This window comes from Microlunatus spumicola, assembly GCF_039536445.1.
In the GTDB taxonomy this organism is placed as follows: Bacteria; Actinomycetota; Actinomycetes; order Propionibacteriales; family Propionibacteriaceae; genus Microlunatus; species Microlunatus spumicola.
On record NZ_BAAAYR010000001.1, the window covers coordinates 1,332,642 to 1,359,086 of the forward strand.

The 26,445-nt window shown below is 74.5% G+C and carries 24 protein-coding genes; 13 read left to right on the forward strand and 11 right to left on the reverse strand.

All coding sequences use genetic code 11. The features are described from left to right. Positions 1-6: 6 nt before the first annotated feature. The gene (locus ABD665_RS06020; protein WP_204911784.1) at positions 7-495 is read right to left on the reverse strand and encodes a MarR family transcriptional regulator; all 489 of its coding nucleotides are present in this window, start codon (positions 493-495) and stop codon (positions 7-9) included. Between the two features lie 84 nt (positions 496-579). Between ABD665_RS06020 and ABD665_RS06025 the strand changes: the two genes are divergently transcribed. The 5 genes from ABD665_RS06025 to ABD665_RS06045 all read left to right on the forward strand — a co-directional run bounded on the left by ABD665_RS06025 (position 580) and on the right by ABD665_RS06045 (position 5,895). Beyond that, entirely contained in the window at positions 580-1,455 is an 876-nt protein-coding gene (locus ABD665_RS06025) for a VOC family protein (protein ID WP_204911783.1), read from the forward strand. Positions 1,456-1,548: 93 nt separating this feature from the next. After that, entirely contained in the window at positions 1,549-2,460 is a 912-nt protein-coding gene (locus tag ABD665_RS06030; RefSeq protein ID WP_204911782.1) for a CPBP family glutamic-type intramembrane protease, read from the forward strand. 35 nt (positions 2,461-2,495) lie between these two features. Next, a complete protein-coding gene (locus ABD665_RS06035; RefSeq protein ID WP_204911781.1) occupies positions 2,496-3,884 on the forward strand; it encodes a histidine kinase in 1,389 nt (462 codons plus the stop codon). Further along, positions 3,881-4,555, forward strand: coding sequence for a response regulator (locus ABD665_RS06040; RefSeq protein WP_204911780.1), 675 nt, complete (start codon positions 3,881-3,883; stop codon positions 4,553-4,555). The genes ABD665_RS06035 and ABD665_RS06040 overlap by 4 nt, the downstream gene beginning before the upstream one ends. Positions 4,556-4,656: 101 nt before the next feature. Next, entirely contained in the window at positions 4,657-5,895 is a 1,239-nt protein-coding gene (locus ABD665_RS06045) for a Fic family protein (RefSeq protein ID WP_204911779.1), read from the forward strand. A gap of 11 nt (positions 5,896-5,906) precedes the next feature. Here the strand turns inward: ABD665_RS06045 and ABD665_RS06050 are convergent, their stop codons facing one another. After that, positions 5,907-6,122: a hypothetical protein gene (locus ABD665_RS06050; RefSeq protein ID WP_204911778.1), complete on the reverse strand. Its 216-nt coding sequence runs from the start codon at positions 6,120-6,122 to the stop codon at positions 5,907-5,909. 110 nt (positions 6,123-6,232) lie between these two features. Between ABD665_RS06050 and ABD665_RS06055 the strand changes: the two genes are divergently transcribed. Then, positions 6,233-7,225, forward strand: a complete 993-nt coding sequence (locus ABD665_RS06055; RefSeq protein ID WP_204911777.1) for a dihydroxyacetone kinase subunit DhaK — start codon at positions 6,233-6,235, stop codon at positions 7,223-7,225. A gap of 14 nt (positions 7,226-7,239) precedes the next feature. Further along, positions 7,240-9,042, forward strand: coding sequence for an alpha/beta fold hydrolase (locus ABD665_RS06060; RefSeq protein ID WP_204911776.1), 1,803 nt, complete (start codon positions 7,240-7,242; stop codon positions 9,040-9,042). Positions 9,043-9,058: 16 nt separating this feature from the next. On the opposite strand, the gene ABD665_RS06065 is transcribed toward ABD665_RS06060, so the two are convergent. After that, entirely contained in the window at positions 9,059-9,592 is a 534-nt protein-coding gene (locus tag ABD665_RS06065) for a flavin reductase (protein ID WP_204911775.1), read from the reverse strand. Between the two features lie 229 nt (positions 9,593-9,821). On the opposite strand from ABD665_RS06065, the gene ABD665_RS06070 reads away from it, so the two are divergent. The 5 genes from ABD665_RS06070 to ABD665_RS06090 all read left to right on the forward strand — a co-directional run bounded on the left by ABD665_RS06070 (position 9,822) and on the right by ABD665_RS06090 (position 13,887). Beyond that, entirely contained in the window at positions 9,822-10,856 is a 1,035-nt protein-coding gene (locus tag ABD665_RS06070) for an alcohol dehydrogenase catalytic domain-containing protein (RefSeq protein WP_204911774.1), read from the forward strand. Further along, the gene (locus ABD665_RS06075) at positions 10,853-11,665 is read left to right on the forward strand and encodes an SDR family oxidoreductase (RefSeq protein WP_204911773.1); all 813 of its coding nucleotides are present in this window, start codon (positions 10,853-10,855) and stop codon (positions 11,663-11,665) included. Before ABD665_RS06070 ends, ABD665_RS06075 begins: the two co-directional genes overlap by 4 nt. Before the next feature lie 89 nt (positions 11,666-11,754). After that, on the forward strand, positions 11,755-12,150 hold the full coding sequence (locus ABD665_RS06080; protein WP_204911772.1) for a DUF2255 family protein: 396 nt from the start codon (positions 11,755-11,757) through the stop codon (positions 12,148-12,150). A gap of 91 nt (positions 12,151-12,241) precedes the next feature. Next, positions 12,242-12,895 carry a transaldolase family protein gene (locus ABD665_RS06085; RefSeq protein WP_204911771.1) on the forward strand — a complete coding sequence of 218 codons (654 nt, stop codon included), beginning with the start codon at positions 12,242-12,244 and terminating at the stop codon, positions 12,893-12,895. After that, a complete protein-coding gene (locus tag ABD665_RS06090) occupies positions 12,892-13,887 on the forward strand; it encodes a PfkB family carbohydrate kinase (protein ID WP_204911770.1) in 996 nt (331 codons plus the stop codon). The genes ABD665_RS06085 and ABD665_RS06090 overlap by 4 nt, the downstream gene beginning before the upstream one ends. Here the strand turns inward: ABD665_RS06090 and ABD665_RS06095 are convergent. Further along, positions 13,880-16,015: an alpha-galactosidase gene (locus tag ABD665_RS06095; protein WP_204911769.1), complete on the reverse strand. Its 2,136-nt coding sequence runs from the start codon at positions 16,013-16,015 to the stop codon at positions 13,880-13,882. The genes ABD665_RS06090 and ABD665_RS06095 overlap by 8 nt on opposite strands. Before the next feature lie 119 nt (positions 16,016-16,134). Between ABD665_RS06095 and ABD665_RS06100 the strand changes: the two genes are divergently transcribed. Continuing rightward, positions 16,135-17,133 (forward strand): glycosyltransferase, encoded by a 999-nt coding sequence (locus ABD665_RS06100; RefSeq protein WP_204911768.1) that lies wholly within the window; start codon positions 16,135-16,137, stop codon positions 17,131-17,133. Positions 17,134-17,316: 183 nt separating this feature from the next. Here ABD665_RS06100 and ABD665_RS06105 read toward each other — a convergent pair whose 3' ends face one another. From ABD665_RS06105 to rhaI, 7 genes are read right to left on the reverse strand one after another with little or no spacing between them, the layout of a single operon-like run. After that, complete coding sequence (locus ABD665_RS06105; RefSeq protein WP_204911767.1) at positions 17,317-17,985, reverse strand: LUD domain-containing protein; 669 nt, start codon at positions 17,983-17,985, stop codon at positions 17,317-17,319. Next, positions 17,982-19,475 (reverse strand): LutB/LldF family L-lactate oxidation iron-sulfur protein, encoded by a 1,494-nt coding sequence (locus ABD665_RS06110; protein WP_344741455.1) that lies wholly within the window; start codon positions 19,473-19,475, stop codon positions 17,982-17,984. The genes ABD665_RS06105 and ABD665_RS06110 overlap by 4 nt, the downstream gene beginning before the upstream one ends. Then, on the reverse strand, positions 19,472-20,269 hold the full coding sequence (locus ABD665_RS06115; RefSeq protein ID WP_204911766.1) for a heterodisulfide reductase-related iron-sulfur binding cluster: 798 nt from the start codon (positions 20,267-20,269) through the stop codon (positions 19,472-19,474). Before ABD665_RS06115 ends, ABD665_RS06110 begins: the two co-directional genes overlap by 4 nt. Continuing rightward, the gene (locus ABD665_RS06120) at positions 20,266-21,759 is read right to left on the reverse strand and encodes an FGGY-family carbohydrate kinase (RefSeq protein WP_204911765.1); all 1,494 of its coding nucleotides are present in this window, start codon (positions 21,757-21,759) and stop codon (positions 20,266-20,268) included. The genes ABD665_RS06115 and ABD665_RS06120 overlap by 4 nt, the downstream gene beginning before the upstream one ends. 10 nt (positions 21,760-21,769) lie before the next feature. Next, positions 21,770-23,806 carry a bifunctional aldolase/short-chain dehydrogenase gene (locus tag ABD665_RS06125; protein WP_204911764.1) on the reverse strand — a complete coding sequence of 679 codons (2,037 nt, stop codon included), beginning with the start codon at positions 23,804-23,806 and terminating at the stop codon, positions 21,770-21,772. A 1-nt stretch (position 23,807) separates the two neighbouring features. After that, positions 23,808-25,247, reverse strand: a complete 1,440-nt coding sequence (locus tag ABD665_RS06130) for an L-fucose/L-arabinose isomerase family protein (protein ID WP_204911763.1) — start codon at positions 25,245-25,247, stop codon at positions 23,808-23,810. Next, positions 25,244-26,410 carry an L-rhamnose isomerase gene (rhaI, locus tag ABD665_RS06135; RefSeq protein WP_204911762.1) on the reverse strand — a complete coding sequence of 389 codons (1,167 nt, stop codon included), beginning with the start codon at positions 26,408-26,410 and terminating at the stop codon, positions 25,244-25,246. Before rhaI ends, ABD665_RS06130 begins: the two co-directional genes overlap by 4 nt. Between the last annotated feature and the right edge of the window lie 35 nt (positions 26,411-26,445).

Here is a 26,445-nt window from a genome sequence, read left to right on the forward strand (position 1 = left end):
GAGGCTTCAGGTACCCGGCTGCTGCAGGGCCAGCATGCGGTGGTCGGGGTCGAGGCGGGCGAGCAGCTGCTCGCCGATCACGCGGAGCTGGTCGACCTGGGCCGGGTCGAGCGCGTCGAAGACGAGGCGCCGGACGGTCGCCACGTGGCCGGGCGCGGTCCCGACGACCTTGTCCCACCCCGCGGCGGTCAGGACCACGTCGGTCGCGCGGCCGTCGTCGGGCGACGGGACCCGGCGCACGAGCCCCCGGCCCTCCAACCGGCGCACCACGTTAGACAGCCGCGCGAGGGTCGCGTTCGTCCCGGCCGCCAGCGCCGACATCCGCAGCGCGCGGTCCGGCGCCTCGGAGAGCATCGCCAGCGCGAGGTAGTCGAAGTGGGTCAGCCCCGCGTCGCGGACCAGCTGGGCGTCCAGCGCGCCGGGCAGGAGCTCGAGCACGGCCGCCAGCCGGCGCCACGCCTGCTGCTCCTCCTCCGACAACCACTGCTCGTCCACGGTGCGAGGGTAGCGCCTTGGTTGTAGCCACAACCAATCTCGAGTAGCCTGATGGTTGTAGGTACAACTATCGAAGGACCGGACATGACGCTCTCCCCCGCCGACCTGCTCGCGCCGGACACCCGCATGGGGGCGGTCACGCTCCGGGTCGCCGACCTCGACGCGATGACGGCCTACTACCGCGACGCCGTCCGGCTCGCCGTCCAGTCCGCGCACGACGGGACGGTCGTCCTCGGGCGCGGCGGGACCCCGCTCGTGGTCCTCGAGCACGCACCCGAGCTGCGGCGGGCGGGCGCCCGGCAGGCCGGGCTCTTCCACACGGCCGTGCTCTTCGAGACGGAGGCGGACCTGGCCGCCGCCGTCCACGAGGTCGCCGTGCGGCACCCGGGGTCCTTCACCGGCAGCGCCGACCACCTGGTCAGCAAGGCCTTCTACTTCACCGACCCCGAGGGCAACGGCGTCGAGCTCTACTGGGACCGCGACCGTACGCGGTGGAGCTGGACGCACGGGCGGATCGAGATGGACAGCCTCTTCCTCGACCCGAACACCTACCTGCGCGAGCACCTCGACCCGGTGGCCGTGGCCACGGCCGACCAGCGTCCGGCCAGCGTCGGGCACGTCCACCTCTGCGTCGGCGACGTCGACACGGCGCGCAGCTTCTACGTCGACCAGCTGGGCTTCGAGACGACGTCGGAGTGGCGGGGCCAGGCGCTGTTCGTCAGCGCGGGGCGCTACCACCACCACATGGCCATGAACACCTGGAACAGCGCGGGCGCAGGCCGGCGTCGAGCGACGCTCGGGCTCGGGCTGGTGCGCATCGAGCTGCCCGACGCCGACGACCTCGGGGCCCTCGGCGAGCGCCTCGGCCACCACCGCGTGCCGCTGGCCGACGACGGCCGCACCGTCTCGTTCGAGGACCCGTGGGCGAACCGCATCGAGGTCTCGGTCCGCGCTGCCTGACCCGCGCGGGGGCCCGCCTCCGACCTTTGGGGGAGGCCGATCTCCCCCGTGCGCGCGATGCCGGGACCCCCTCCGGCTCCCTAGCGTGGACCCATGATCATCACCGGAACCACACCACCGCCCGGCCCCGGCCGGACGGACGACCCGACCGCCCTCTCGCCCGAGGCGACCCCGCCCGAGCGACGCGTCCCGTGGGCCGCCGTCCTCACCTTCCTCGTGGTCGCGTACGGCGGCGGCTGGCTGATCGCCCTGCCGTTGTGGCGCAGCGGCGGCCTGGCGAACCCGCTCTTCCTGCCCCTCGGCCTCGCCGTCATGGCCACGCCTACGCTGGCCGCCCTGGTGGCGACGCTCGCCGTCGTCCGGCCGGCGCACCCGGCCCGGTTCCTCGGGCTCACCCCGGTGCGGCCCTGGCGCCGCACGCTGGGCTACGCGCTGCTCGGCTTCGTCGGCGTGCAGGTGCTCGGCGCGCTGGCCATCGTGCTCGCCTGGGTGCTGGGCGTGACGCCGCTGCAGGTCACCGGGGGCGCCTGGTCGTCGCTCGTGTCGATGCAGCTGCTCGGCCTGGTGGTGACCGTGGCCGCGCTGGGCGAGGAGATCGGCTGGCGCGGGTTCCTGCTGCGGGCGCTGCGTCCGCTCGGCACCGGGAAGGCGCTGGTGCTCTCCGGGCTGGCGTGGGGTCCGTGGCACGCGCCGCTGGTGCTGCTCGGCTACAACTACGGCACCATGGACCCGTCGGCGCTGATCATGATGACGGTCACGACGATCCTGATGGGCGTGCTCTTCGGCTGGCTGCGGATGCGGTCGGCGTCGGTCTACCCGTCCGCCTTCGCGCACGGCGCCCTCAACGCGAGCGGCGGGACGCTGCTGGCGGCCTTCGCCCCCGCCGCCGGCGTCGCCCCCTCGGTGCTCGGCTGGGTGGGCTGGCTGCTGCTCGCCGTCGTCATCGGCGGGCTCGTCGCGACCCGCGCCTTCCGCTGGGCCCGTCCCGGCACGGCCTCGTCCTGACGCCCGGGCCGGCCGCGCGTACGGATACTGAGCGGGTGATCCCGGTGCCGACGTCCGCCCCGGGGGTCCTCCCGGACGCGGGCCGGGCGGGCTCGGGCCGGCGCCGGCTCGACGTGGGGCTGGACCGGCTGGGCCTGCGCACCGCGGCCGCCCGGGACCGGGCCCTCGCCGTCGCCCTCGCCGTGCTCACCGCGGTGGGGCTCGGCCTGCTGACCGGACCGTTGGCCACCGACTTCGGCGTCGACCTCACCCTGTCCCGCCGGCTCCTGTTCGTCGGGCTGTCGGCGGCGCAGGCGCTGACCCTCGCCGTCCGCCGCACCCGGCCACCGCTCTGCCTGCTGCTGGTGACCGGCCTCCAGGTCCTCGTCACGGCCACCGTCGCCTCCGAGGCCACGGTGCGGGGCGTCCCGGTCGTGCTCGCCTTCTTCACCGCGGGGGCGTGGCTCCCGTTCGGCCGGCTCCTGCGCTGGGGCGGCCTCGCCGTCGCCCTCGAGGTGGCCCTGACCCCGCTCGCCGACGCGGCGCTCCGGGTGCTGCTGCCGCCCGGGGCCGGCGCTGGCGGCGGCCCGGGCCTGAGCGCCGTGACGTGGGCGGTCGGGGCCGCGTCGATCGTCGTCGTCTACGGCGCGGCCGCCGCCGTCGGGGTGACGGTCGCGACCCGACGCCGCAACGTCGCCCTCCTCGAGGCCCGCGCGGCCGCGACCGAGGCGGAGCGCGAGGCCGACACCCGCCGGGCCGTCGAGGCCGAGCGGCTGCGGATGGCCCGCGAGCTGCACGACGTCGCCGCCCACCACCTGACCGGTCTGCTGGTCCAGGCGTCCGCCGCCGAGCGTCTGGTCGACCGCGACCGGCCCGGCGCCCGGGAGGCGATCCTCGAGGTGCGCCGGCAGGGCAGGCAGGCGCTCGACAGCCTGCGGACGGTCGTCGGCGTGCTGCGGGACGACGGCGCGCCCGGTCCCGGTCCGGCCGCGGGGGCCGACCTCGGGCCCGTGCCCGGCCTGACCGAGCTGTCCGACCTCGTGGGTGCGGCCCGGCGCCTCGGCGACGCCGTCGTGCTGCACGAGACGGGTGCGCCGTACGCGCTCGCGCCGGTCGCCGAGGTGACCGCCTACCGCGTCGCGCAGGAGGCCCTGAGCAACGCCCGCCAGCACGCTCCGGGGCAGCCCGTCGAGGTCGCGCTGGCGTACGCCGACGACGCCGTCCGGCTGAGCGTGGTGAACCCGGTCGGGGCCGGGGCGGCGACGCCCGCCGGCGGTCGGAGGGCCGGGTTCGGCCTCGCCGGCATGCGCGAGCGGGCCGCGCTGGTCGGCGCCGCGCTCGAGGCCGGACCGGCGACGGACGGGACCTGGCGGGTCGGGCTCACGCTCCCCCGCCCCGGGGCCGGGACCGCGCCGGACGACGACCTCGCAGGGGCTGCGTCGTGACCCGGCTCGTGCTCGTCGACGACCAGGCGGTGATCCGCGCCGGGTTCCGGGTGATCTTCGAGAGCGAGGACGACCTCGAGGTCGTCGGCGAGGCCTCCACCGGTCCCGACGCGGTCGCCGTCGTCGCGCGCACGGCACCCGACGTAGTCTGCATGGACGTGCGGATGCCCGGCGGGGACGGGCTCGCCGCCACGCGTCGGATCCTGGCCGCCGGCCCCGACGCCCCGGCCGTCCTGGTCGTCACCACGTTCGACCTCGACGAGTACGTCTTCGGGGCCCTCGAGGCGGGCGCCAGCGGTTTCCTCCTCAAGGACGCGGAGCCCGAGGAGCTGGTCGCGGCCGTCCGGCGCCTGGCCGACGGGTCCGGGCTGCTGGACCAGGCCGTGACGCGGCGGGTGATCGCGGAGTTCGCCCGTCGCCAGCCCGCCCCCGCCCCCGGCGGTGCGGCGGCCCTGCTCACCGCGCGGGAGGCCGACATCGTCCGCGTCCTCGCGCTCGGCCGCTCCAACGAGGAGATCGCCCGCGAGCTGTTCATCGAGCCCAGCACGGTCAAGTCCCACCTCACCCGGGCCATGGCCAAGATCGGGACCCGGGACCGGCTGCAGACCGTCGTCTGGGCCTACCGGAACGGCCTCGCCCGGGTCGGCGACGAGCCGCGGTCTGATCCCTGAGGACGCCGTCCTCGGAGCGCAGCCCTGCTGCGCAAACGGCGTTGGCGCGGTAGTTGGCTAAACACTTATGGACTCAAGTGTTTAGCGATAGCGTTGGTGACGTGCCGGACGAGCCGACGGACGGAGCCGGGGCGTCGGAACCCGTGCGGGCTCCTCGGGTCCGCGTCCCCGTGCCGCCGATCGGTCTCGAGCGGCAGCACTGGGCACCTTCGGCCGCCGTCGGCTACACGCGACGCGAACGCAGCGGGACCGGCGCCTACCGCTCCGCCGTCCCCGCAGAGATCGCCGACCTGACCCTTGCGCTGCCCGCCGAGCTGGTCGCCGACTCGGAGGACGCGGCGGCGGAGATCGCCCGGTTCGACGCGTCGAGCCAGCACACGATCGGCGCCGTGACGGCCGTCCTGCTGCGCTCCGAGTCGTCGTCCTCCTCTCAGATCGAGCAGATCACGGCCAGCGCCCGAGCCATCGCGGAGGCGGAGCTCACCGGCCTCGGGTCGGGCAACGCCGTCGGGATCGTCGACAACATGCACGCGATGGCCGAGGCGCTGCAGCGGACGGACCACCTCACGGTGGACGGCATCGCCGAGATCCAGCGGACCCTGCTGGCCCGGCACGCGCCCCGGCTGGTCGGCTGGCGCGCGGAGCCGGTCTGGGTCGGGGGCCGCGGATCGACGCCCGTGACCGCGGACTTCGTCGCCCCCGACCACCGCAGGATCCTCGCGGCCCTCGAGGACCTCGTGACGTTCGCCGGACGCGACGACCTGCCGGTGCTGCCCCAGATCGCCGTGGCGCACGCCCAGTTCGAGACGATCCACCCCTTCGCGGACGGCAACGGTCGGACGGGCCGGGCACTGGTGCACCTCATGCTGCGCAGCAAGCAGCTGGTCCGGACAGCGACGGTGCCGATCTCCGGCGGTCTGCTGGTGGGCAAGGACACCTACTTCGAGGCGCTCGGCGCCTACCGCGCGGGAGATGCGGCACCCATCGTCGACGAGCTCAACCACGCGGCGCTGCGGTCCGTCCACCAGGGACGACGACTGATCGACCGGATGTCGCAGCTGCGGGACACCTGGCGAGCCACGGTGCGCGCCCGTTCGGACTCGACGGTCTGGCGGATCATCGACCTGCTGCCCGGCCACCCGGTCCTGGACGCCGAGACCATCGCCCGCCGCACCGGGGTGCACGCCGCCGGCGTGCGGCGCTCGGTGGCTCCGCTCCTCGAGGCCGGGATCCTGGTCGCGAGCCAGCACTTCAAGTCGCACAAGCAGCTCTACCGGGCGCCGGCCGTGCTCGACCTGCTCGACGACTACGCGACGGAGGTCGGTCGCCGGCAACGCTGAGCGGACCTTCCTCAGAAGGGGGTGAGCTCGAGCGAGAAGACGTCGGCGCACTCCCGGCAGGACCCGAGCCGCTGCGAGCGGTCCAGCGGCGCGGTCCACTCGGCGACCGTGCCCTCGGCCGGGCGGCGGCAGGGCCGCACGGAACCGAACCGCGTCGGCACCCGGCAGCGGCCCGGGTGGCGGCGCGTCGGCTCCGGGACCGCCACGAGCTCGGGCTGGTCGGGCACCCCGTCATCCTGCCGCCCCCGGGACTCCCACCGGCACCTCCCCGCCGAGCTGTCGGTGGCCTGGCGGAGGATCGTCGGAACCGCACCCATCCCGACGACGAGAGGACCGCGTGAGCCGACGACAGCTGCTCAACGCCCCCGAGGACGTGGTCCCGGAGGCCCTCGAGGGCCTGGCCCTCACGCACCCGGACCTGGTCACGTACGAGCCGGGGGCCGCCCTGGTCCTGCGCCGCGCGTTCACGCCGGGCAAGGTCGGCCTCGTGTCGGGCGGGGGTTCCGGCCACGAGCCCCTGCACGCCGGCTTCGTCGGCGTCGGGATGCTCGACGTCGCGGTCGCCGGGGCCGTCTTCGCCTCCCCGAACGCGCTGCAGGTCCACGCCGGGACGACGGCCGCCGACCAGGGCGCCGGCGTCCTGCAGGTCGTGAAGAACTACACCGGCGACGTCCTGAACTTCCGGATCGCCGCCGAGATCGCCGCGGACGAGGGCCTCGAGGTGGCCTCCGTCCTGGTCGACGACGACCTGGCCACCGCCGGCAGCAAGGTCGGCCGCCGCGGCACCGCGGCGGTCCTCGCGGTCGAGAAGGTCTGCGGGGCCGCGGCCGAGGCGGGGGCGGACCTCGCGACCCTGGCCGCGCTCGGCCGACGCGTGGTGGGCTCGTCGCGCTCGATGGCCCTCGCGCTGGCCGCCGGGACGCACCCGGGCGACGCCGGGCCGGCCTTCACGCTGCCCGACGACCTGGTCGAGCTGGGTGTCGGCATCCACGGCGAGCGCGGGACGGGCCGGGTGCCCTTCGCCCCGGCCGACGAGCTGGTCGACAGGCTCGTCGCGCCGCTCGTCGAGGACCTGGCGCTGGACGGGTCCGTCCCGGTGGTCGCGATCGTCAACGGCCTCGGCGGGACCGGGCCGCTGCAGCTCTCCGTCGTCGCCCGCCGGGTCCACCACCACCTGCGCGCCTGCGGCGTCGGCGTCGCCCGCAGCCTCGTCGGCTCCTACGTCACCTCGCTGGACATGGAGGGCGTCTCGGTCACCCTCGTCCGCGCCGACGACGAGCTGCTGCGCCTGTGGGACGCCCCCGTCCGTACGCCCGCCCTGACCTGGTGAGGAGCCCGACCGCCATGACCGACCCCGTGCTCGACGGCGCGTTCGCGCGCTCCTGGTTCGACGCATTCCGCGTCACCTTCGCGACCCAGGCCGACCGGCTCGCCGACCTGGACCGGCAGGCCGGCGACGGCGACTTCGGCGCCAACCTGACGTCGGCGCTGACCCGCGCCCAGGGGTTCGTCGACGGGGACGAGCCGCGGACGTACGCAGACGTGCTGCTGGCCGTGTCGAAGGGCTTCCTCGCCACCGGCGGCACCAGCGGGCCGCTCTTCGGGATGTGGTTCCGCGACCTCGCCCGGGCCGCGGACGACTCGGCGACCGTCGCGACGCTGGCGGCCGGCGTGGCGGGCGGGCTCGCCACGATCCAGCGGCTCGCCGGTGCGGAGGTCGGCGACGCCACGATGGTCGACGCGATCGACCCGGCCGCCAAGGCCCTCGCGGGTGCCGCCGAGGCCGGCAGCGCGGTGGCCGACGCTCTCGAGGCCGCGGCCACGGCCGCCCGCGACGGGGCGATCTCCACCCGCGACCTGCTGGCCGGCCGCGGCCGCGCCAGCTACGTCGGCGAGGTCGCGCGCGGCGTGCTCGACCCGGGGGCCGTCGCGGTCGCCCTGTTCTTCGCCGCCGGCGCGCAGGCCGCGACGGGTGCCGAGCGGGACCCGGGCTGGCTCGACGGACCCGACGCGGCCGAGGCCGAGTCGCGGCCCGAGCCCCACGCCGCGTCCGACGCAGCCCCGCCCCCGGTCGGGCAGGCGGCGCTCGACGACCTGCACGAGCGGCTGCGCCGGTTCCGTGAGGTGCCGCTGCCCCGCGGCCACGGCTGGGAGCGCGGCGTGGACGCGGCCTTCCTCCGCGACCTGGTGCGGCACTGGGCGGAGACGTACGACTGGCGTGCCCACGAGGAGCAGGTCCGCGCCTGGCCCTGGGTCCGCAGCAGCGGCGGGGAGGTCCCCCTCCGGGCGGTGCACCAGCGCAGCGGGCGGCCGGGGAGCCCCGCGCTGCTGCTCCTGCACGGGTGGCCCGACTCGGTGCTGCGGTTCGCGAAGGTGCTGCCGCTGCTGGGTGACGTGGACGTCGTGGTCCCGGCGCTGCCCGGCTTCCCGTTCGCCGTCCCGCTCGACGAGCCGGGCGTCCGGCCGCGGGAGATGGCGGCGGCGTGCGCCGCGCTGATGGCCGAGCTCGGGCACGACCGCTACGTCGTCTCGGCGGGCGACGTCGGCAGCGAGGTCGCCGACTGGGTGGCGGCCGACCACGCCGCGCACGTGTCGGCGCTGCACCTGACCGACGTCTCGCAGAACCGCTACCGGGTCGACCCGCCGACGGACCTCTCGGAGGAGGAGCGGGCCTACGTCGCCCGCGGCCACGCGTGGCAGGAGGCGGAGGGCGGCTACTCCCACGAGCAGGCGACCAAGCCGCACACCCTCGCGATCGGGCTCGGCGACTCCCCCGCCGGCACGGCCGCCTGGATCGCGGAGAAGCTGCGCTCGTGGACCGACAGCCAGGGCGACGTCGCGACGGTGTTCACGCCCGACGAGCTGCTGACCTGGGTGAGCGCCTACTGGTTCTCTGGCGCGATCGGGACGTCGTTCACCGCGTACGTCGACGGCGGCCCGAAGCCGGCCGAGCGACTGCGGCCGCCCACCGCGTTCACGGTCTTCCCGCACGACCTCGTGAACGCGCCCCGGTCGTTCGCGGAACGCTTCTACGACGTCCGCGTCTGGCGCGAGGAACCGTCCGGCGGGCACTTCGCCGCGTGGGAGCGGCCCGAGGCCTTCGTCCGCGGGGTCCGGGACGCGCTGGCGCTGGCCGAGGGCACCTAGCGGACGTGCGGGTGGGCTAGAGGACCGAGTGGTCGCCGATGCCGTGGTAGCGGCGGTCGTGGTAGACGAGCGGGGCGCTGGGCTCGTCCGCCACGGCGGACTCCACGGCGAGCACGGAGACCAGCACGCTGCGGCCCACGGGCGTGCGCTGCACGATCTCGCCGCGGATCCAGGCCGCCGAACCCGTGAGGACCGGCTCACCCGTCGGCAGCGACCACCAGTCGGTGGTGGCGAAGCGGTCGATGCCGCTGGTGGCGAACCGCGCGGAGACCTCGACCTGGTCGGCCGTCAGGAAGTTCACGACGAGGGTCGGGGCGACGGACAGCAGGCGCCACGCCGACGAGGCCGAGTCGACGGAGAAGGCGAGCAGCGGCGGGTCCGCGGAGACCGAGATCAGCGAGGTGGCGGTGAAGCCGACCGGCTGGCCGTCGACGGTGGTCGTGATGACGACGACACCCGCCGGGTGGTTCCGGAACACCCCCTTGAACGCGTCGGCCCCGAGGGGCGACCGGTCCAGGGACGGGTCGTTCAGCTGGGCAGAGGAGGTCATCGGTGCTTCCTTGGCCGTACGGACGGAGTCGCGGGGACAGCGTGCTCCCTCACCTCAAGCAGATCGGGGCGCGGCTTGATTCCGTGAGGCATCCCACACCGCGCGCGACCGGGTCGAGCGGAGCCCCGGGGCGGTGAGAGGTGGGTCGACAGGAGCGTCGGACCCGGATGAGACGCTGGCGGCCCGTCCGGGCAGAAGAACCCGTCCGAGCAGAAGAAGAGGTGCGTTGATGCAGGCCGTCGTCTACGACCAGGCGCTGAAGTTCGAGGTGCGCGAGATCCCCGAGCCCGAGGCGGGCCCAGGCGAGGTCAAGATCAAGGTGACGCAGGCGGGCTTCTGCGGCACCGACCTGCACCTGCACCACGGCGGCTTCGGCGCGAGGTTCCCGCTGATCCCGGGGCACGAGGGCGTCGGCGTCGTCACGGCCCTCGGCGACGGCGTCACCGGTTTCGAGGTCGGCCAGCAGGTCGTCGTCAACCCCAACGCCTACTGCGGCCTCTGCGCCTACTGCCGCGCCGGCGACCTGGTGCGCTGCGAGAACCTCCTGGCCGTCGGCGTGAACCGCGACGGCATGTTCGCCGAGTACGTCTCGGTCCCGGCCGGGCAGGTGTTCGTCGCCGACGGCCTCGAGCCCGACACGGCCGTGCTGACCGAGCCGGCCTCGTGCGCGATGCACGGCCTCGAGCGCCTCCGCCCCCGTCCGGGGACCAGCGCCCTCGTGTTCGGGGCCGGGCCGACCGGCACCCTGCTGGCCCAGATGATGGCCTCCGGCGGCGTCTCCCACGTGACCGTCGCCGACCCGTCCGAGGCCAAGCTCGCCACGGTGAGCGGGCTCGGCATCGACCAGACCGTCACGATCGGCCGGATCACCGAGGAGACCACCGCGCAGGTCACCGACCAGCTGCGCGCCGCCTCGCCGACCGGCACGGGCTACGACATCGTCGTCGAGGCCACCGGCTCGTCGGTCGTGGGCGACCTCGGCCTCCCGCTGCTCCGCAACGGCGGCACCCTGCTGGTCTACGGCGTGGCCCGCGAGGAGGCCCGGCTCGCCCTGTCGCCGTACGAGATGTTCCGTCGCGAGCTGACCGTGCTCGGCTCGTTCGCGGAGATGACGTCCTTCGAGGCGGCGCTGAACGCGCTGCGGAGCCGGCGGGTCCGGACCGACGGCCTGATCACCCACCGCTTCGGCCTCGCCGACTACGGGCACGCGATCGAGGCGGCCCAGCACGACGGGACCGCGCACAAGATCGTCATCGTCCCGTGAGTCCTGAGCCCGCGGGCCCCGGCTCCACGGGCCCCGTCCGGTCCGCGGTCGTCACGGGCGCGGCCGGCGGGATCGGCGGCGCGATCGCCCGGCGGCTGGCGGCGGACGGGCTGGCGGTCTCCGTGCTCGACCTCCCGTCCGCGCGGGCCGGGCTGGACACGCTCGTCGCCGAGCTGGCGGCCGACGGGCGGACCGGTCTGGCGCTGGCCTGCGACGTGACGGACGCGGGTTCCGTGGACGCGGCGGTCGCGGCGCACGTGGAGCGGTTCGGCGGCCTCGACGTCATGGTCGCGAACGCCGGGATCGCGGTCACGGCCGCGCTGGTCGACACGACGCCGGAGCAGTGGCGGACGACGCTCGACGTGAACCTGACCGGAGTCTTCCACTGCTACGCCGCGGCCGCCCGGCAGCTCGTCGCCCAGGGCCGGGGCGGGCGGATCATCGGCGCCGCCTCGGTCGCCGCCCACCGCGGTGGCAAGTGGCAGTCGGCCTACTCGGCGACCAAGTTCGCCGTGCGCGGGATGAGCCAGTCCCTCGCGCAGGAGCTGGCCGAGCACCAGATCACCGTGAACGTCTACAGCCCCGGCGTCGTCCAGACCCCCATGTGGGAATCGATCGACGTCGCCCTGGCCGGCCGGAACGGCACCGCGGTCGGCTCCGAGATGCAGGCGATGGTCGCGGGCATCCCGCTGGGGCGCCTGGAGGTCCCGGCCGACGTGGCCGGCGTCGTCTCCTTCCTCGCCTCCCCCGACTCCGCGTACGTGACCGGGCAGTCGATCGTCGTCGACGGGGGCATGTGGTTCTCCTGACGTGATGACGATGACGTGATGCCGGGCGGGCATCGGCCGGTGCCCGGACGGTCCTGGTCGGCGGAGGTCGCGCGCCGGACGATGGGGACGTGAGCAGCAGCTGGCGGCCCGACGAGCTCGACCTCGTCGAGCGGGCGCACGAGCTGGAGATCGCCGTACGCCGGCCGGACGGCACGCTGCGGCGCTGGACGCCGGTCTGGGTGGTCGTCATGGACGGCCACGTGCACGTCCGGAGCTGGTACCGGCGTGGCACGGGCTGGTTCGGGCACGCCGTCACCGACCGCCTGGCCCGGGTGCGCGTCCCCGGGCTCGAGGCCGACGTCGACGTGGTCGACGTCGGGGGTGCGGGCGGCGGGCCGGCCACCGGCGACCTGCCGGAGCGGGTCGACGCGGCGTACCGGGCGAAGTACGGCAGGCAGGGTGCCGCGTCGATGGTCACGCCGGAGGCTGTGGCTACCACGCTGCGGCTCGACCCCACGCGCTGAGCCGGAGACGCCGGGAGACGCGTTCGGTGGGAGGCTTTCCGGAGCCCGCCCCGGCCACGCCGGACCACCCCGACGAGAGCGACCCGTACGCATGCACCTCTACCTCGACACCGCCGACCGCGCCGCGGCGGAACCGCTGCTGGCGACCGGGCTGTTCGCCGGCCTGACCACGAACCCGACGATCCTGCAGCGCGCGTCGCGCGGGGTCGCCGACATCGAGGACATCTACGCGTGGGCGCGGGCGGCCGGGGCGAAGGAGATCTTCTTCCAGGCCTGGGGCGAGGACACCGCCACGCTGGTCGAGCGGGGCCTGCGGCTGAGCGCGCTCGGGCCCGACGTGGTCGTCAAGCTCGTCGCCTCCAAGGCCGGCGCAGCGGCCTGCGTCGAGCTGGCCGGTCGCGGCATCCCCACCCTGCTGACGGCGGTCTACCACCCGGGCCAGGCGATGGTCGCCGCCGCGGCCGGGGCGACCTACATCGCGCCCTACCTCGGTCGGCTCGCCGACGCCGGCCGGGACGCGATGGGCGACGTGCTCGCCATGCACCAGCTCCTCACCGCGACCGGCAGCAGCACCCGGGTCCTGCTCGCGAGCATCCGCGACGTCGACTCGATGGTCACCCTGGCCCGGTCCGGCGTGCAGCACTTCACCTTCGCGCCGACCGTAGCCGAGGCGTTCTTCACCGACGAGCTCACCGCCGCCGCCTCGCGGGCGTTCGAGGAAGCGGTCACGGCGACCAACCGATGAGCGCGACCGACCCCTCGCTCCTGGGGGCACCGGAGGCCGGGCCGGCGGTCGTCGTCGCCGGCGACGCGTTCGTCGACCTCACCTCGACCACGGCCGCGGACGGCGGACCCGCGTACGCGCCGCACCCCGGTGGCTCCTGCCTGAACGTCGCGGTCGGCCTCGGCCGGCTCGGCGTCCTGACGGGGCTGCTGGCCCGGGTGTCCGACGACGGGTTCGGCGGGCTGGTGCGGCGCCACCTGACCGGGTCGGGCGTCGCCGGGACGTTCCTGCTGCCGAGCACCGACCCCACCGGGCTGTCGGTGGCCGACGTGGTCGACGGCGTGGCCGGCTACCGCTTCTACAACGAGGGCACCGCCGACCGCGGTCTCCGGCCGGAGCACCTGGCCGGGCTCGCGCTGCCGGCGGGCGCGGCGCTACACGTCGGCTCGGTCGCCCTCGCGTACGAACCGCAGGCCGGCACGCTGACCGGCCTGCTGCGGGCCGAGGCGGGGCGGCGGCTGATCTCCCTCGACCCGAACGTCCGCCCGTCGGTCATCGCGGACCGCGACCGCTACCTCGCCCAGCTCGACGACTGGGTCGCGCTGAGCGACGTGGTCAAGGTCAGCGACGAGGACCTGGCCTGGCTGCACCCCGGGGAGGACGTCGAGACCGTCGCGCGACGGTGGCTCGAGGCCGGTCCGGCCCTGGTCCTGGTGACCTCCGGCGCGGCGGGGGCGTGGGCCGCGACTGCCGCCGCCGAGGCGCGGGTGCCGACGCCGCGGGTCGTCGTCGCCGACACCGTCGGGGCGGGCGACGCCTTCATGTCGGCCACCCTCGCCTTCCTGTGGCGTACCGGCCGCCTCGACCGCGCGGGTGCCGGCTCGCTCGACCGAGCCGACCTGGAGGCGCTGCTCGCGTACGCCGCCCGCGTCGCCGCCGACACCTGCACGCGGGCCGGGGCGGAACCTCCCCGTTGGGACGACGGTTTCGTCCCCGAACCTCCCGTCAGCTGACGGCCGGGACGGACGCGACGGACAGGCGCAGGACGCGGGCGGCGGGGGTTCCGGAGGTGCTCGTGAGCCTCAGGGCCCGGCCGTCGGGGCTCCCGCCCGTGGTCCACACGGGGAGCGCGGCCGGGAAGACCTGCTCCACCGAGATCGCGGTGCCGGGTTCGAGGCCGGGGACCCCGGACAGGTCGAGCGTGACCTCGGGCTGCCCCGGGTCGCGCGACCAGACGAAGAGGTGGCAGCCGGCGTCCCCGGCCAGGCCCAGCGCCACCCAGGCGTCGTCCCAGCCCGGCAGCCCGAGCGGCCAGAAGGGCACGGTCGAGGCGAGGTCCTCGCGCAGGTCGCGGCCCAGCCGGACCGCCTCGGCGACCAGGGCGCGCTCGTCGGGCGTCATCGCGTCGAGGTGGCCGGACAGGTAGAGGCGGCCCGAGAGCCCGGTGACCAGGGTGAACGCCGCCTCCTCCGGCGTCATCCCCGGCTGGGGGTAGGCCCAGCTGGCGGCCTGCTCGGGCAGCACGAGCATCGGGGCGGAGGCCGCGACCGGCGGGTAGCGCAGCGGGTCCTGCTGGTCGGAGGTCGACTGCAGCTGCAGCCGGGACAGCATCGCCGGGTCGGAGCGCATCGCCCCGGAACCGCAGTTCTCCAGGACGAGCGCGGGGTGCCGGTCGAGGACACCGTCGAGCCAGGCCAGGTGCGCGCGGTTGTGCCGCAGCAGGCCGTCGCCGACGCTGTCCGCGTCGTGGTCGGTGCCGGGCCCCGGGTCCACGTTGTAGTCCAGCTTCAGGTAGCCGACGCCGAGGTCGGCCACCAGCCGGTCGACGACCGCGTCGAGGTGGGCCCGGGCGGCGGGGTGGCGCAGGTCGAGGTGGTGGCGGTCGTGCTCGACCAGCCGCTGCCCGGCGCGTTGCAGGAAGGCGTCGTCCGGCAGCCGGTCGGCCAGCGGGCTGCGGACCCCGACGACCTCCGGCTCCAGCCAGAGCCCGGCTGTCATGCCGTGGCCGCGGATCCGCTCGAGGACCTCCCCGATGCCGCCGGGGAAGCGGGTGCGCGAGGGCAGCCACTCCCCCACGCTGTCCCACCAGTGGCCGGTCTCGTCGTACCAGCCGGCGTCGATGCAGAAGACCTCCGCCCCGACGGCCGCGGCGGCGTCGACCAGCGGGAGCAGACGCGCGGTGGTCGGGTCGCCCTCGAGGGTGTTCATGTAGTCGTTGAAGACGATGCGGGGCGGGGTGTCGACCGGGTGCGGCCGCCGGCGGGAGCGGCGGTGGCGCGTGAGGTGGCCGACGGCCGTGGTGAGGTCCGGCGCGACCGTGACGGCCACGGGGACGGACGTGAACGCGTCGCCCGGCGCGAGGACCGTCAGCCACTGGTGGTCGGCGTCGGTCGGCCCGCCGACGGCGAGGTGGCCGTCGACCGTGTCCTCGCCCAGGTCGTAGCGCCACGGCCCGTTGTGCTCGACCTGCCAGGCCCAGGCCACGCCGCCGTCGGGGGCGACGGCGGCCGCGACCGGGAGGTGCGTGCCGCTCGACCAGGTCCCGGTGGACACGACCCGGCGGGCGCTGCGCGGGTCCTGGCCCGTCAGCTCCTGGCCCAGCGCGGGGAAGCGGATCGCGTCGCCGGGTTCGGTGAACCACCGCCCCTCGCCCAGCCACTCGCTGAACGCCCGGTGCAGGGTCCAGCGCCGTACGCCGCAGGGTTCCGTGGAGCCGGCCGGACGGCCGAAATGGGTGGCGAACGAGACGACCGAGCGCAGGACCGCCGGCTCCGCGCCGTCGTTCACGACCCGGACCCGCGAGCGCAGCACCGGGACGTCGTCGGCCAGCTCGAGCAGGAGCTCGGCCCGCAGCCCGCTGACGGGGTCGGCCACGGTGAGGACGAGCTCCCGCCCGCCCCGCACGACGGCGTCGCGGTGGTCCACGTAGCGGGCCCGACGTCCGACCACCGTCTGCACCAGCCGGTCGGTCGCGGGCGCGTGGCCGTCGCGGACCGTCAGCACCTCGACCAGCGGCCGCCCGGCCGGGAGCTCGAGGTCGGTCGCGCCGACGCGGACGCCCGCCAGGTAAGGGGCGGCGTCGTCCGACCAGGCGATCTCGACCGTCAGCGCCTCGTGGCCCCAGCGCAACCGTTCCGTCATGCCCGCTCCGGTCTCCTGCGGAGCCGCCCGCGGCGACGCCTGCTCCGGCGATGATCCCGGTCCGCCGTCCCTCGTCCACGACGGGGGTCGGGGGCCGGCCCGGGGTCTACCGTGACCGGGTGACCCGCCGAGTGCTCTACGCGAGCTTCGCGACCAAGAACCTGAGCGGCGGCGTGGACGTGCACCTGCACCACATCGCCCTGCTGCGCGCGGCGGGCATCGAGGCCTCGCTGTGGCTGCCGCAGCCCGGGACCCCCGCCTGGATGGGCGACGTGCCGGTCGTGACGGGTCCCACCGTCGAGGTCGGCGCCGACGACGTCGTGATCTTCCCGGAGGCACCCGTCGTGCCCGGCACAGACCCCGCCCCTGGCGCGCGCAAGATCATCTTCAACCAGAACCACTTCTACACGTACGCCACCTGGGACGGCCCGCTCGACGGCTACCCCGGCTGGGACCCGGCGCCCGCGGTGTGGGCGGTGTCCGAGGAGTCCGCGCAGGTCCTCCGCGCGCTGAACCCGTCGCTCCCGGTGACCGTGGTGCCGCCGCCGGTCGACCCCGACCTCTTCACCCCCGCCGCCACGCGCTCCGGGATCGCGCTCCTGCCCAAGAAGCGACCGCACGAGGCCGTCCTGCTCCGCCGGCTGCTCGAGCAGGACCCCCGCGTCCCCGCCGGTGCCGTCCACGTCCTCGCCGACGTGCCCCGCTCGGAGGTCGTCCGCGTCCTGGCCGGGGCCGCCGTGTTCGTCGCGCTGTCGCACACCGACAGCTTCGGGCTGCCGGTCGCCGAGGCCATGCTGTCGGGCTGCCTGGTCGCGGGCTACGACGGCGGCGGCGGGATCGCCCTGTTCGACGCGCCCGGCGCCTGGCGCGTCCCCGAGCAGCGGCCGCTGCTCCTCGCCGACCGCGTCGCGGACCTGCAGTCGCGCCAGGAGGAGCTGAGCCACCTCTCCGAGGCCAACCGCGCCTGGGTCCAGGCCCGTCACAGCCCGGCCGTCGTCGCCGTCACCCTCCTGGCCGCCGTCGCCGACGCCCGTACGCGCCCCGGCGCCGCGAGCACGGCCACCCACCCCGCCGCCTGGCTCGACCGCATGCCCGACGGGTTCACCAAGACCGGCTGAGCCGGCTCCCGTAGGCCCGCAGCCGCACGTCCCAGCCGCCTCAGGACTTTCACGTTTACGTGAAACCCCGGTACTCACCACGGCAGATCTGCCGTGGCCAGTACGGGACTTTCACGTTTACGTGAAAGTCCTGGGACGCCTGGGACGTGGACTCGCCGGTACGAGAGGGGTCAGGCGGGCGGGTCAGGAGACGACGACGACCTCGAGGGTGCGGGGGCCGTGGACGCCTTCGACGCGGTTGAGCTCGATGTCGCTGGTGGCGCTGGGGCCGCTGATCATCGTCGTCGGGCGGACGGGGTCGAGGAGCGCGAGGGCCTGGGGGACGTCGGGGACGACCTGGTCGGCGCGGACGACGCAGAGGTGGTAGTCCGGGACGAGGGTCAGCAGCCGGCGGCCCTGGTCGAGCGAGGCGTCGAGGACGATCGTGCCGGTCTCGGCGACGGCCAGCGCGCAGGCGGTGACGACGCCGTCGAGGCCGTCGAGCGTGTCGACGGTCAGCCCGGCGCCCTCGTCGGGGCGGTCGCGCCGTACGTCGACGTCGGTCTGCTCGAACCAGCCCTGCTCGACCCCCGGCGGGACCGCGACCGTGCGCGCGCCCTGCTCGGCGAGCGCGGCCGCGATCGTCGTGGCGAGCTCGTCGGGGGTGCTCCGCCGGACGCGGGCCTTGTAGTCCACGAGGCGGTCGACCAGGAGCTCGACGAGCTCCTCGGTCGTCGACGAACGTTCCCGGCGGTAGTCGCGGGCGATCGCCTCGTACGGCAGGTCGGGCGGCGGGGCGAGGCGGTGCGCGTCCCGGATCCGGCCGAGCACGGCCTCGCGCGCCGAACCCGTCCGACCCTGAGGGTCGGTCACGACCGGTCCCCGTCGTGCGTCGCGGCCCACCAGTCCCGGAACGTCTGCTGCGGCGGTCGTGCGAGGTCGCGCGTCTCCGTCCACTGCTTGACCACGGGCAGCGGGACCTCGCCGATCGCCCCGCGCTTGCGCCCGAGGAGCCGGCCGAGCCGGCCGCTGCGCAGCGCGAGCCGCCAGCGCCGCGGGTCGCGCATGACGAAGGACAGCGTGCGCATCGCCGCCGCCTCCGCGCTCGGCACCGTGTGCTCCTCGGCGTACTCCTCCGTGTGCCGCGCACGCAGGTGGACGAGGATCTCCGGGATGTTGATCTTGACCGGGCAGGCGTCGTAGCAGGCGCCGCACAGCGACGACGCGAACGGCAGGGACGCGTTGTCCTCGACCCCGGTCAGCAGCGGCGACAGGATCGCGCCGATCGGGCCCGGGTAGACCGACCCGTACGCGTGCCCCCCGGCCCGCTCGTAGACGGGGCAGACGTTGAGGCAGGCGCTGCAGCGGATGCAGTTCAGGGCGTCGCGGCCGTCGGCGTCGGCGAGGACCTGCGTACGCCCGTTGTCGAGCAGCACGAGGTGGAACTCCTGCGGCCCGTCGTCGGGCGTGAGCCCGGTCCACATCGACGTGTACGGGTTCATCCGCTCACCGGTGCTGGACCGCGGCAGCAGCTGCAGGAACACCTCGAGGTCGGTGTAGCGCGGGACGAGCTTCTCGATGCCCATCACCGTTATCAGCGTCTGCGGCAGGGTCAGGCACATCCGCCCGTTGCCCTCCGACTCGACGACGCCGATCGTGCCGGTCTCGGCGATCGCGAAGTTGGCGCCGCTGATCGCCACCTGCGCCGACAGGAACTTGCGGCGCAGGTGCAGCCGGGCCGCGCCGGCGAGGACGGACGGCTCGTCGGTCAGGTCGGGGTCGACGTCGCCCATCTCGTCGAGGAAGATCTGTCGGATCTCGGACCGGTTCCGGTGGATGGCCGGCACGAGGATGTGGCTCGGCTTGTCGTGCCCGAGCTGCACGATGAGCTCGGCGAGGTCGGTCTCCCACGCGGAGATGCCGGCGGCCTCGAGCGCCTCGTTGAGCCCGATCTCCTGGGTGGCCATCGACTTGACCTTGACGACCTCGTCCACGCCCTTGGCCTGCACGAGGGCGGTGACGATCCGGTTGGCCTCGTCCGCGTCGCGCGCCCAGTGGACGACGCCGCCGCGGGCGGTGACGGCCGCCTCGAGCTGCTCGAGGTAGTCGGGCAGGTGGGCCATCGTGTGGACCTTGAGCTGCCGGCCGGCCCCGCGGAGCTCCTCCCAGTCGGGCAGCTCCGCCACGACGCTCGCCCGCTTGGCGCGGATGGTCCGGGTCGCGTGACCGAGGTTGGCCCGCAGCTGGGTGTCGGCGAGCGCGTGCCGGGCCGCGTCGGGGAAGCTCTCGTCCCCGCGCAGGTTCCCGACCCCGCGGGGCGCGGACGGCGGCAGCGTCGGCATGCCGAGCATCACGGCGCTCATGCCCGGCCGTCCAGCACGCCGGAGGTCGCGCGGTCGCGGCCGGCCTGGTCGAGGACGTACGGGCGGGCGCGGGTCGCCGCGAGGATCTGCGCCAGGTGGACGGTGCCGACCCCGGAACGGATCCGCGAGAGCCCGCCGCCGATGTGCATGAGGCAGGAGCTGTCGCCGGCGCTGCAGAGCTGGGCGCCGGTGTCGAGGACGTGGCGCATCTTGTCGGTGAGCATCGCGGTCGAGGTGTCCGCGTTCTTCACCGCGAAGGTCCCGCCGAAGCCGCAGCACTGGTCCGCGTCGGGCAGGTCGACCAGCTGGATCCCGTCGACGGCCTGCAGCAGCCGCAGCGGCTTGTCGCCGACCCGCAGCATCCGCAGCGAGTGGCAGGTCGGGTGGTAGGTGACCCGGTGCGGGAAGTAGGCGCCGACGTCGGTGACGCCGAGGACGTCGACGAGCAGCTCGGACAGCTCGTACGTCTTGCCCGCCACGTGACCCACGGCGTCCTGCAGCCCGGCGCTGCCGAACCGCCGCGCGACCATGCCGTGCTGGTGCCGCACCGACCCGACGCAGGAGCCGGACGGGGCGACGACGGCGTCGTACGGGGCGAAGACGTCCGCGAACCGCTCGACCAGCGGCAGCGCGGCCTTCTGGTAGCCGGTGTTGACGTGCATCTGCCCGCAGCAGGACTGCTCCGCCGGGAAGTCCACGGTGTGGCCGAGCCGTTCGAGCACGTCGACGGTCGCCCGGCCCACGTCCGGGAACATGGCGTCCGCCAGGCAGGTGATCAGCAGCCCGATCTTCACGGCCTCGCCTTCGTCGCGGTGGTCTGGGTCGCGGTGCCGACGTCGTCGGGACCGTGCACGCCCACGGGAGCGTAGCGCCGCAGGTCGAGCCGGTCGGCCGTCCGCGCCCGCATCTCCTCCAGCGTCCCCGTCGACGAACCCGCCGTCCGGGCCTGGACCATCACGTTGCCGAGCGCCGTGGCCTCCACGGGACCGGCCAGCACGGTCCGCCCGGTGGCGTCGGCGGCCAGCTGGCAGAGCAGCGCGTTCTGCGCGCCGCCGCCGACCACGTGCACGACCTCGACCCGCCGCCCGGTCAGCCGCTCGGCCTGGTCGAGGGTGCGCGCGTACGCGGCGGCCAGCGACGCGAGCACGCAGCGCACCACCTCGGCGCGGGTCCCGGGGACGGCCTGCCCGGCCTCGCGGCAGGCCCGGCGGATCCGCTCGGGCATGTCGTCGGGGGCGATGAACCGCTCGTCGTCGACGTCGATGACCGGCCCGTCGTCCGGCAGCCGCCCGGCCTGCTCGAGCAGGTCGGCCAGGTCGGCCGGCTCGCCCTCGTCGGACCAGGAGCGCAGCGACTCCGACAGCAGCCACAGGCCGCCGACGTTGCGCAGGAAGCGGGTGCGGCCGTCGACGCCGCCCTCGTTGGTGAAGTTCGCCTCCCGGCTGCCCGCGGTGAGCACGGGGGCGTCGAGCTCCAGCCCGACCAGCGACCAGGTGCCCGAGGAGACGTACGCCCAGCGCGGGTCGGTGGCCGGGACCCCGACGACGGCGGAGGCGGTGTCGTGGGAGCCGACGGCCACCACCGACACTGACGCGGGCAGGCCCGTGGCGGCGACGACCTCGGGCAGCAGCCCGCCGAGCCGCTCCCCCGGCTGCACCAGCGGCGGGAACAGGTCCTCGGGCAGGTCGAGGCGACGGAGCAGGTCGGCCGAGAAGGTCCGGGTGCGCGCGTCGAGCAGCCCGGTCGTGGAGGCGTTCGTGACCTCCGTGCGCAGCGCGCCGGTGAGCCAGTAGCCGATCAGGTCGGGCAGCAGCACGGCGTGCCGGACACGGGGCCAGAGGACGTCCTGCTGCTCGGCCGCGAGCTGGTAGAGCGTGGTGAAGGGCAGCGACTGCAGCCCGTTCACCGCGTAGAGCTCGTCCGCGGGCACGTGCTCGTGCACGCCGGCGAGCACCGCGGGGCTCGTACGGTCGTCGCGGTAGGCGGTCGGTTCGGCCAGCAGCCGGCCGTCGGCGTCCAGCAGCCCGTAGTCGACGGCCCAGGTGTCCACGCCGACGCTCGTGACGTCGTCGAACCGCTCCCCCAGCCGCGTCAGCCCGACGAGCACCTCCGCGAACAGCCCGCTCAGGTCCCAGCGGAGCCGCCCCTTCGCGCGGACCGCCCCGTTCGCGAAGCGGTGCACCGTGTGCAGCTCCACCCGGCCGTCGTCGACGACGCCCGCCACCACGCGCCCGCTGGACGCGCCGATGTCGATCGCGGCGTGGACCGTCCGCCCACCGCTCACCGGGTCCCGCTCACCGGAGGAAGGCGGCCGCGACGCCCGCGTCGACCGGGACGTGCAGGCCCGTGGTGTGGCTCAGGTCGGCCGAGCAGAGCACGAAGACCGCGTTCGCCACGTTCTCGGGCAGCACCTCGCACTTGAGCAGCGTCCGCTGGGCGTAGTAGGCGCCGAGCTCGGACTCCTCGACCCCGTAGACGGCGGCCCGCTTGGCGCCCCAGCCGCCGGCGAAGATGCCCGAGCCGCGGACCACCCCGTCGGGGTTGATGCCGTTGACCTTGACGCCGTGCTCGCCGAGCTCGGCCGCCAGCAGCCGCACCTGGTGCGCCTGGTCGGCCTTGGTCGCGGAGTAGGCGATGTTGTTGGGCCCGGCGAAGACGGAGTTCTTGCTGGAGATGTAGACGATGTCGCCGCCGAGCTCCTGGTCGATGAGCACCTTCGCGGCCGCCCGCGAGACCAGGAACGAGCCCTTGGCCATGACGTCGTGCTGCAGGTCCCAGTCCGCGACGGTGGTTTCGAGCAGCGACTTCGACAGCGACAGGCCGGCGTTGTTGACCACCAGGTCGAGCCCCCCGAAGGCGAGCACGGTCGCGTCGACCATCGCCTGCACGGCGGCCTCGTCGGTCACGTTCGCGACCACCCCGAGCGCGACGTCCGGACCGCCGATCTCCGCCGCGGCGGCCGCCGCCTTGTCCGCGTCGAGGTCGGCGATCACCACGCAGGCGCCCTCGGCGGCGAGCCGGTGGGCGATGGCCTTGCCGATGCCCGACGCGGCTCCCGTCACCAGCGCGATGCGGGTCGCCAGCGGCTTCGGCCTCGGCATCCGCGCGAGCTTGGCCTCCTCCAGCGCCCAGTACTCGATGCGGAACTTCTCGCTCTCGTCGATCGGCGCGTACGAGGACACGCCCTCGGCGCCGCGCATGACGTTGATGGCGTTGACGTAGAACTCGCCGGCGACGCGGGCGGTCTGCTTGTCCTTGCCGTACGAGAACATCCCGACGCCCGGGACCAGGATCACGAGCGGGTCGGCGCCGCGGATCGGCGGCGAGTCCGGCCCCGCGTGGCGGTCGTAGTAGGCCTGGTAGTCGGCGCGGTAGGCCTCGTGCAGCTCGGCGAGCCGGGCCTTCGCCGCCTCCAGGGACGCGTCGGCCGGCAGGTCGAGGACCAGCGGCTTGATCTTGGTGCGCAGGAAGTGGTCGGGGCAGCTCGTGCCCAGCGCGGCGAGCCGCGGGTGCTCGGTGGCGGCGAGGAAGTCGAGCACCACGGGCGCGTCGGTGAAGTGGCCGACCATCGGCCGGTCGTGCGAGGCGATCGACCGCAGGACGGGGGCCAGCGCGACCGCCTTCGCGCGCCGCTCCGCCTCGGGCAGCGCCGCGTAGCCGGGCAGGACCGGCCCGAACGGCTCCGGCCTCGAGCTGTCCTCGAGGTAGCGCGACGCCGTGTCGATGATCCAGCGCGAGCTCTCCTCCGCCTCGGCCGAGGTCTCGCCCCAGGCGGTGATGCCGTGGCCGCCGAGGATGCAGCCGACGGCCTCCGGGTGCTCGGAGCGGATCCGCGCGATGTCCAGGCCGAGCTGGAAGCCGGGCCGGCGCCACGGGACCCACACGACCCGGTCGCCGAAGATCTTGGTGGTCAGCTCCTCGCCGTCGGCGGCCGTGGCGATGGCGATGCCGGAGTCGGGGTGCAGGTGGTCGACGTGCGGCGCGTCCACCAGGCCGTGCATCGCCGTGTCGATCGACGGGGCCGCCCCGCCACGCCCGTGCAGGCAGTAGTCGAAGGCCGCGACCATCTCGTCCTCGCGCTCGACGCCCGGGTAGGTGCCGACCAGGGCGCGGACGCGGTCCAGGCGCAGCACGGCGAGCCCGCTCTCGGTGAGCGTCCCGAGGTCGCCGCCAGAGCCCTTGACCCAGAGCAGCTCGACCTCCTCGCCGGTGACAGGGTCGACCTCGAGGCCCTTGGCCGACGTGTTGCCGCCGGCGTAGTTGGTGTTCCGCGGGTCGGCGCCGAGGCGGTTCGACCGGTCGAGCAGCTCGGCGACAGCGGGATTCGTCATCTCACACCTCTCGGAAGTCGATGCCGAGCAGCGACGCCGCCGCCCGGTAGTCGGCGGCGCGAGCGCCGACCGACAGGGACCAGTGGTGCCCGGTTCCCGTGGCGCTCCAGGCGTCCACCCACTCTCCTGGGTCACGGCCGAAGTCGACCCGGGAAGTGGTGTTGCCGATGGCCAGCAGCGGTCCGGGCACGACGGTGCCCTGGGACGCGACGAAGGACAGCGACCCGTCGCGGTCCTGACCCAGCCCAAGCAGGGTCACCGGTCCAGGCTGCACGTCGAACTCGACGGAGACCCCCCAACCGCGCTTGCCGTGGAACACGCCGAGCCCCCTCAGCAGCGGGTTGCGCGCACTGACGGCCAGGTGGGCCGGCCCGTCGTGGCCCATCTCGACGACGCCGTCCTCGAAGTTGAGGGCCTGGATCTCGCAGAAGGAGCCGCCGGCGCCGCTCACGTGGGTGGCAAGCTGCGCGACCGTCGTCCGGAGCTCGTACTCACCGGTCGTCGGTATGCCGCGAGCGGTAAGCAGAGAGGCACCCAGAATCAGGCCAGCGCCGAGTCGCTCGTGCTGCTCGCCGTCCAGGCCGCGGTGGTAGTAGGCCAACGTGTCGAGGGCGAAGTCGTCGACGAGTCGGTCGAGCCCGACCGACACCCGGGCGCCCCAGACGAAGTCCTCCTCGACAACCGAGTCGTCGACGGTGAACAGCTCGCGGGCGAGAGCGAGGCGTTCCACCACCTCGGCGTCGGTGACCTTGTCGACCCGGGTCCGCAGGTCGTCGAGCTCCAGCACCTCGACGTGTGACCCGAACGTCGTCGGCAGCAGCGTGAGGTCGGTCGAGACGTCGAGCATCCCGGGGTAGAGGTGCCCCATCAGGCCGTGGCGGGCGGTGCGTAGCGCGGCGCGCACGTGGGCCGCGCGGATCCACCGCTCGATCCGGGTCCAGGCGGCCTCCTGGCGGAGGTAGCCGGAGACCGACCGGAAGTCGATCCCGGCCCGACGGAAGACGTTGCCCACCTCCGGCACGGGGCACTGCCCGCAGTAGGCCAGCCAGGCGCCGGTGTCGAAGCTGGCGTGGTCCATCTTCTCGGTCGGCTGGAGGTCGATGACCAGGACCGGCGCCCCGGCGCGCTGGGCCACGGGCAGGACCATCGAGGCGGTCAGGTAGGTCGCGAGGAACAGCACGATCAGGTCGCAGTCGGCGCGGCGGAGCTGCTCGGCCGCGGTCGCGCCCTCCTGCGCGTCGGAGATGAACCCGACGTCGACCACCTCGGCGTCCATCGCCTCGAAGCGGGACGAGACGTAGCGTGACGACTCCTGCAGCTGGGGCAGCAGGTTCGGGAACTGGGGCCAGTAGGTTCCGAGCCCACCGGCGACCAGGCCGATCCGGGGTCGGCGTCGGACCTTGGGCGGCAGCAGAGCCGCCGGGTCGCCGACCGTGCTCATGCGCCCCACCCCGCCTGGTGCCCGCCCGTGCGCCCGGCCTCGATGCGCTCCTGGTAGCCGCTCTCGGCGTACGCCCGCATCGGGTCGGCCGACAAGCCGCGCGACTCCCGCCACCGCGCCAGGTCCGGCCGGACGTCGGTGGAGAAAGCGTCCATGAAGACGCTGTTCGCAGCGATCACGTCCCCCGCCCGCTGCGCGACCTCGAGGGCGTCCGCGTCGAGCAGCAGCGCGCGAGCGGTCATCTCCTGCACGTTCAGCACGCTGCGGATCTGGCCGGGGATCTTGTGCTCCACGTTGTGGCACTGGTCGAGCATGAACGCCACCCCGCTGTCCCGGCCGTAGCCGCCGCCGCGGACGACCTCGACGAGGATCCGGAACAGCTGGAAGGGGTCGGCCGCCCCCACGATGAGGTCGTCGTCGGCGTAGAAGCGCGAGTTGAAGTCGAACGACCCGAGCCGGCCGAGCCGCAGCAGCTGCATGACGATGAACTCGATGTTGGTCCCCGGAGCGTGGTGGCCTGTGTCGAGGCAGACGGTTGCGCGGTCACCCAGCGCCGTCACCTGCGCGTACGAGGTGCCCCAGTCGGGGACGTCGGTGTGGTAGAACGCCGGTTCGAAGATCTTGTACTCCAGGACCAGGCGCTGGTCCTCGCCTACGTGGGCGTAGATCTCCGCGAGCGACTCCGCCAGCCGGTCCTGCCGGGAACGCATGTCGTCCTGGCCCGGATAGTTCGTCCCGTCCGCGAGCCATATCTTCAGGTCCCGCGAGCCTGTCTCGCCCATGATCTCGAGACAGCGCAGGTGGTGATCGACCGCCTGGCGACGCACCGCCGCATCGCGGTGGGCCAGGCTTCCGAGCTTGTACGCCTCGTCCTGGAACGTGTTCGAGTTGATGGTGCCCAGGGCGACACCGAGGTCCTCGGCGTGCTTGCGAAGGGTGGCGAAGTCCTCGACCTCGTCCCACGGGATGTGGAGGGCCACCCGCGGCGCGAGCCCGGTGAGCTCGTGCACCTTCGCGGCGTCCGCCACCTTCTCGAACGGGTCGCGGGGCACGCCGCGCTGCGGAAAGACTCGGAACCGGGTCCCCGAGTTCCCGAAGGCCCAGGAGGGCAGCTCGATCTCCTGCTGCTCGAGCAGCGGGGCGATGTCGGCGAAGGACGTCATCATTTCCTCACTCACTGGTGGCCGGCAGGTTCGCC

Coding starts and splice junctions, on each gene's coding strand:
- ABD665_RS06025 (WP_204911783.1), top strand. CDS start 580: ATGACGCTCTCCCCCGCCGACCTGCTCGCGCCGGACACCCGCATGGGG.
- ABD665_RS06030 (WP_204911782.1), top strand. CDS start 1,549: ATGATCATCACCGGAACCACACCACCGCCCGGCCCCGGCCGGACGGAC.
- ABD665_RS06060 (WP_204911776.1), top strand. CDS start 7,240: ATGACCGACCCCGTGCTCGACGGCGCGTTCGCGCGCTCCTGGTTCGAC.
- ABD665_RS06065 (WP_204911775.1), bottom strand. CDS start 9,592: ATGACCTCCTCTGCCCAGCTGAACGACCCGTCCCTGGACCGGTCGCCC.
- ABD665_RS06070 (WP_204911774.1), top strand. CDS start 9,822: ATGCAGGCCGTCGTCTACGACCAGGCGCTGAAGTTCGAGGTGCGCGAG.
- ABD665_RS06085 (WP_204911771.1), top strand. CDS start 12,242: ATGCACCTCTACCTCGACACCGCCGACCGCGCCGCGGCGGAACCGCTG.
- ABD665_RS06090 (WP_204911770.1), top strand. CDS start 12,892: ATGAGCGCGACCGACCCCTCGCTCCTGGGGGCACCGGAGGCCGGGCCG.
- ABD665_RS06095 (WP_204911769.1), bottom strand. CDS start 16,015: ATGACGGAACGGTTGCGCTGGGGCCACGAGGCGCTGACGGTCGAGATC.
- ABD665_RS06110 (WP_344741455.1), bottom strand. CDS start 19,475: ATGAGCGCCGTGATGCTCGGCATGCCGACGCTGCCGCCGTCCGCGCCC.
- ABD665_RS06125 (WP_204911764.1), bottom strand. CDS start 23,806: ATGACGAATCCCGCTGTCGCCGAGCTGCTCGACCGGTCGAACCGCCTC.
- ABD665_RS06130 (WP_204911763.1), bottom strand. CDS start 25,247: ATGAGCACGGTCGGCGACCCGGCGGCTCTGCTGCCGCCCAAGGTCCGA.
- rhaI (WP_204911762.1), bottom strand. CDS start 26,410: ATGACGTCCTTCGCCGACATCGCCCCGCTGCTCGAGCAGCAGGAGATC.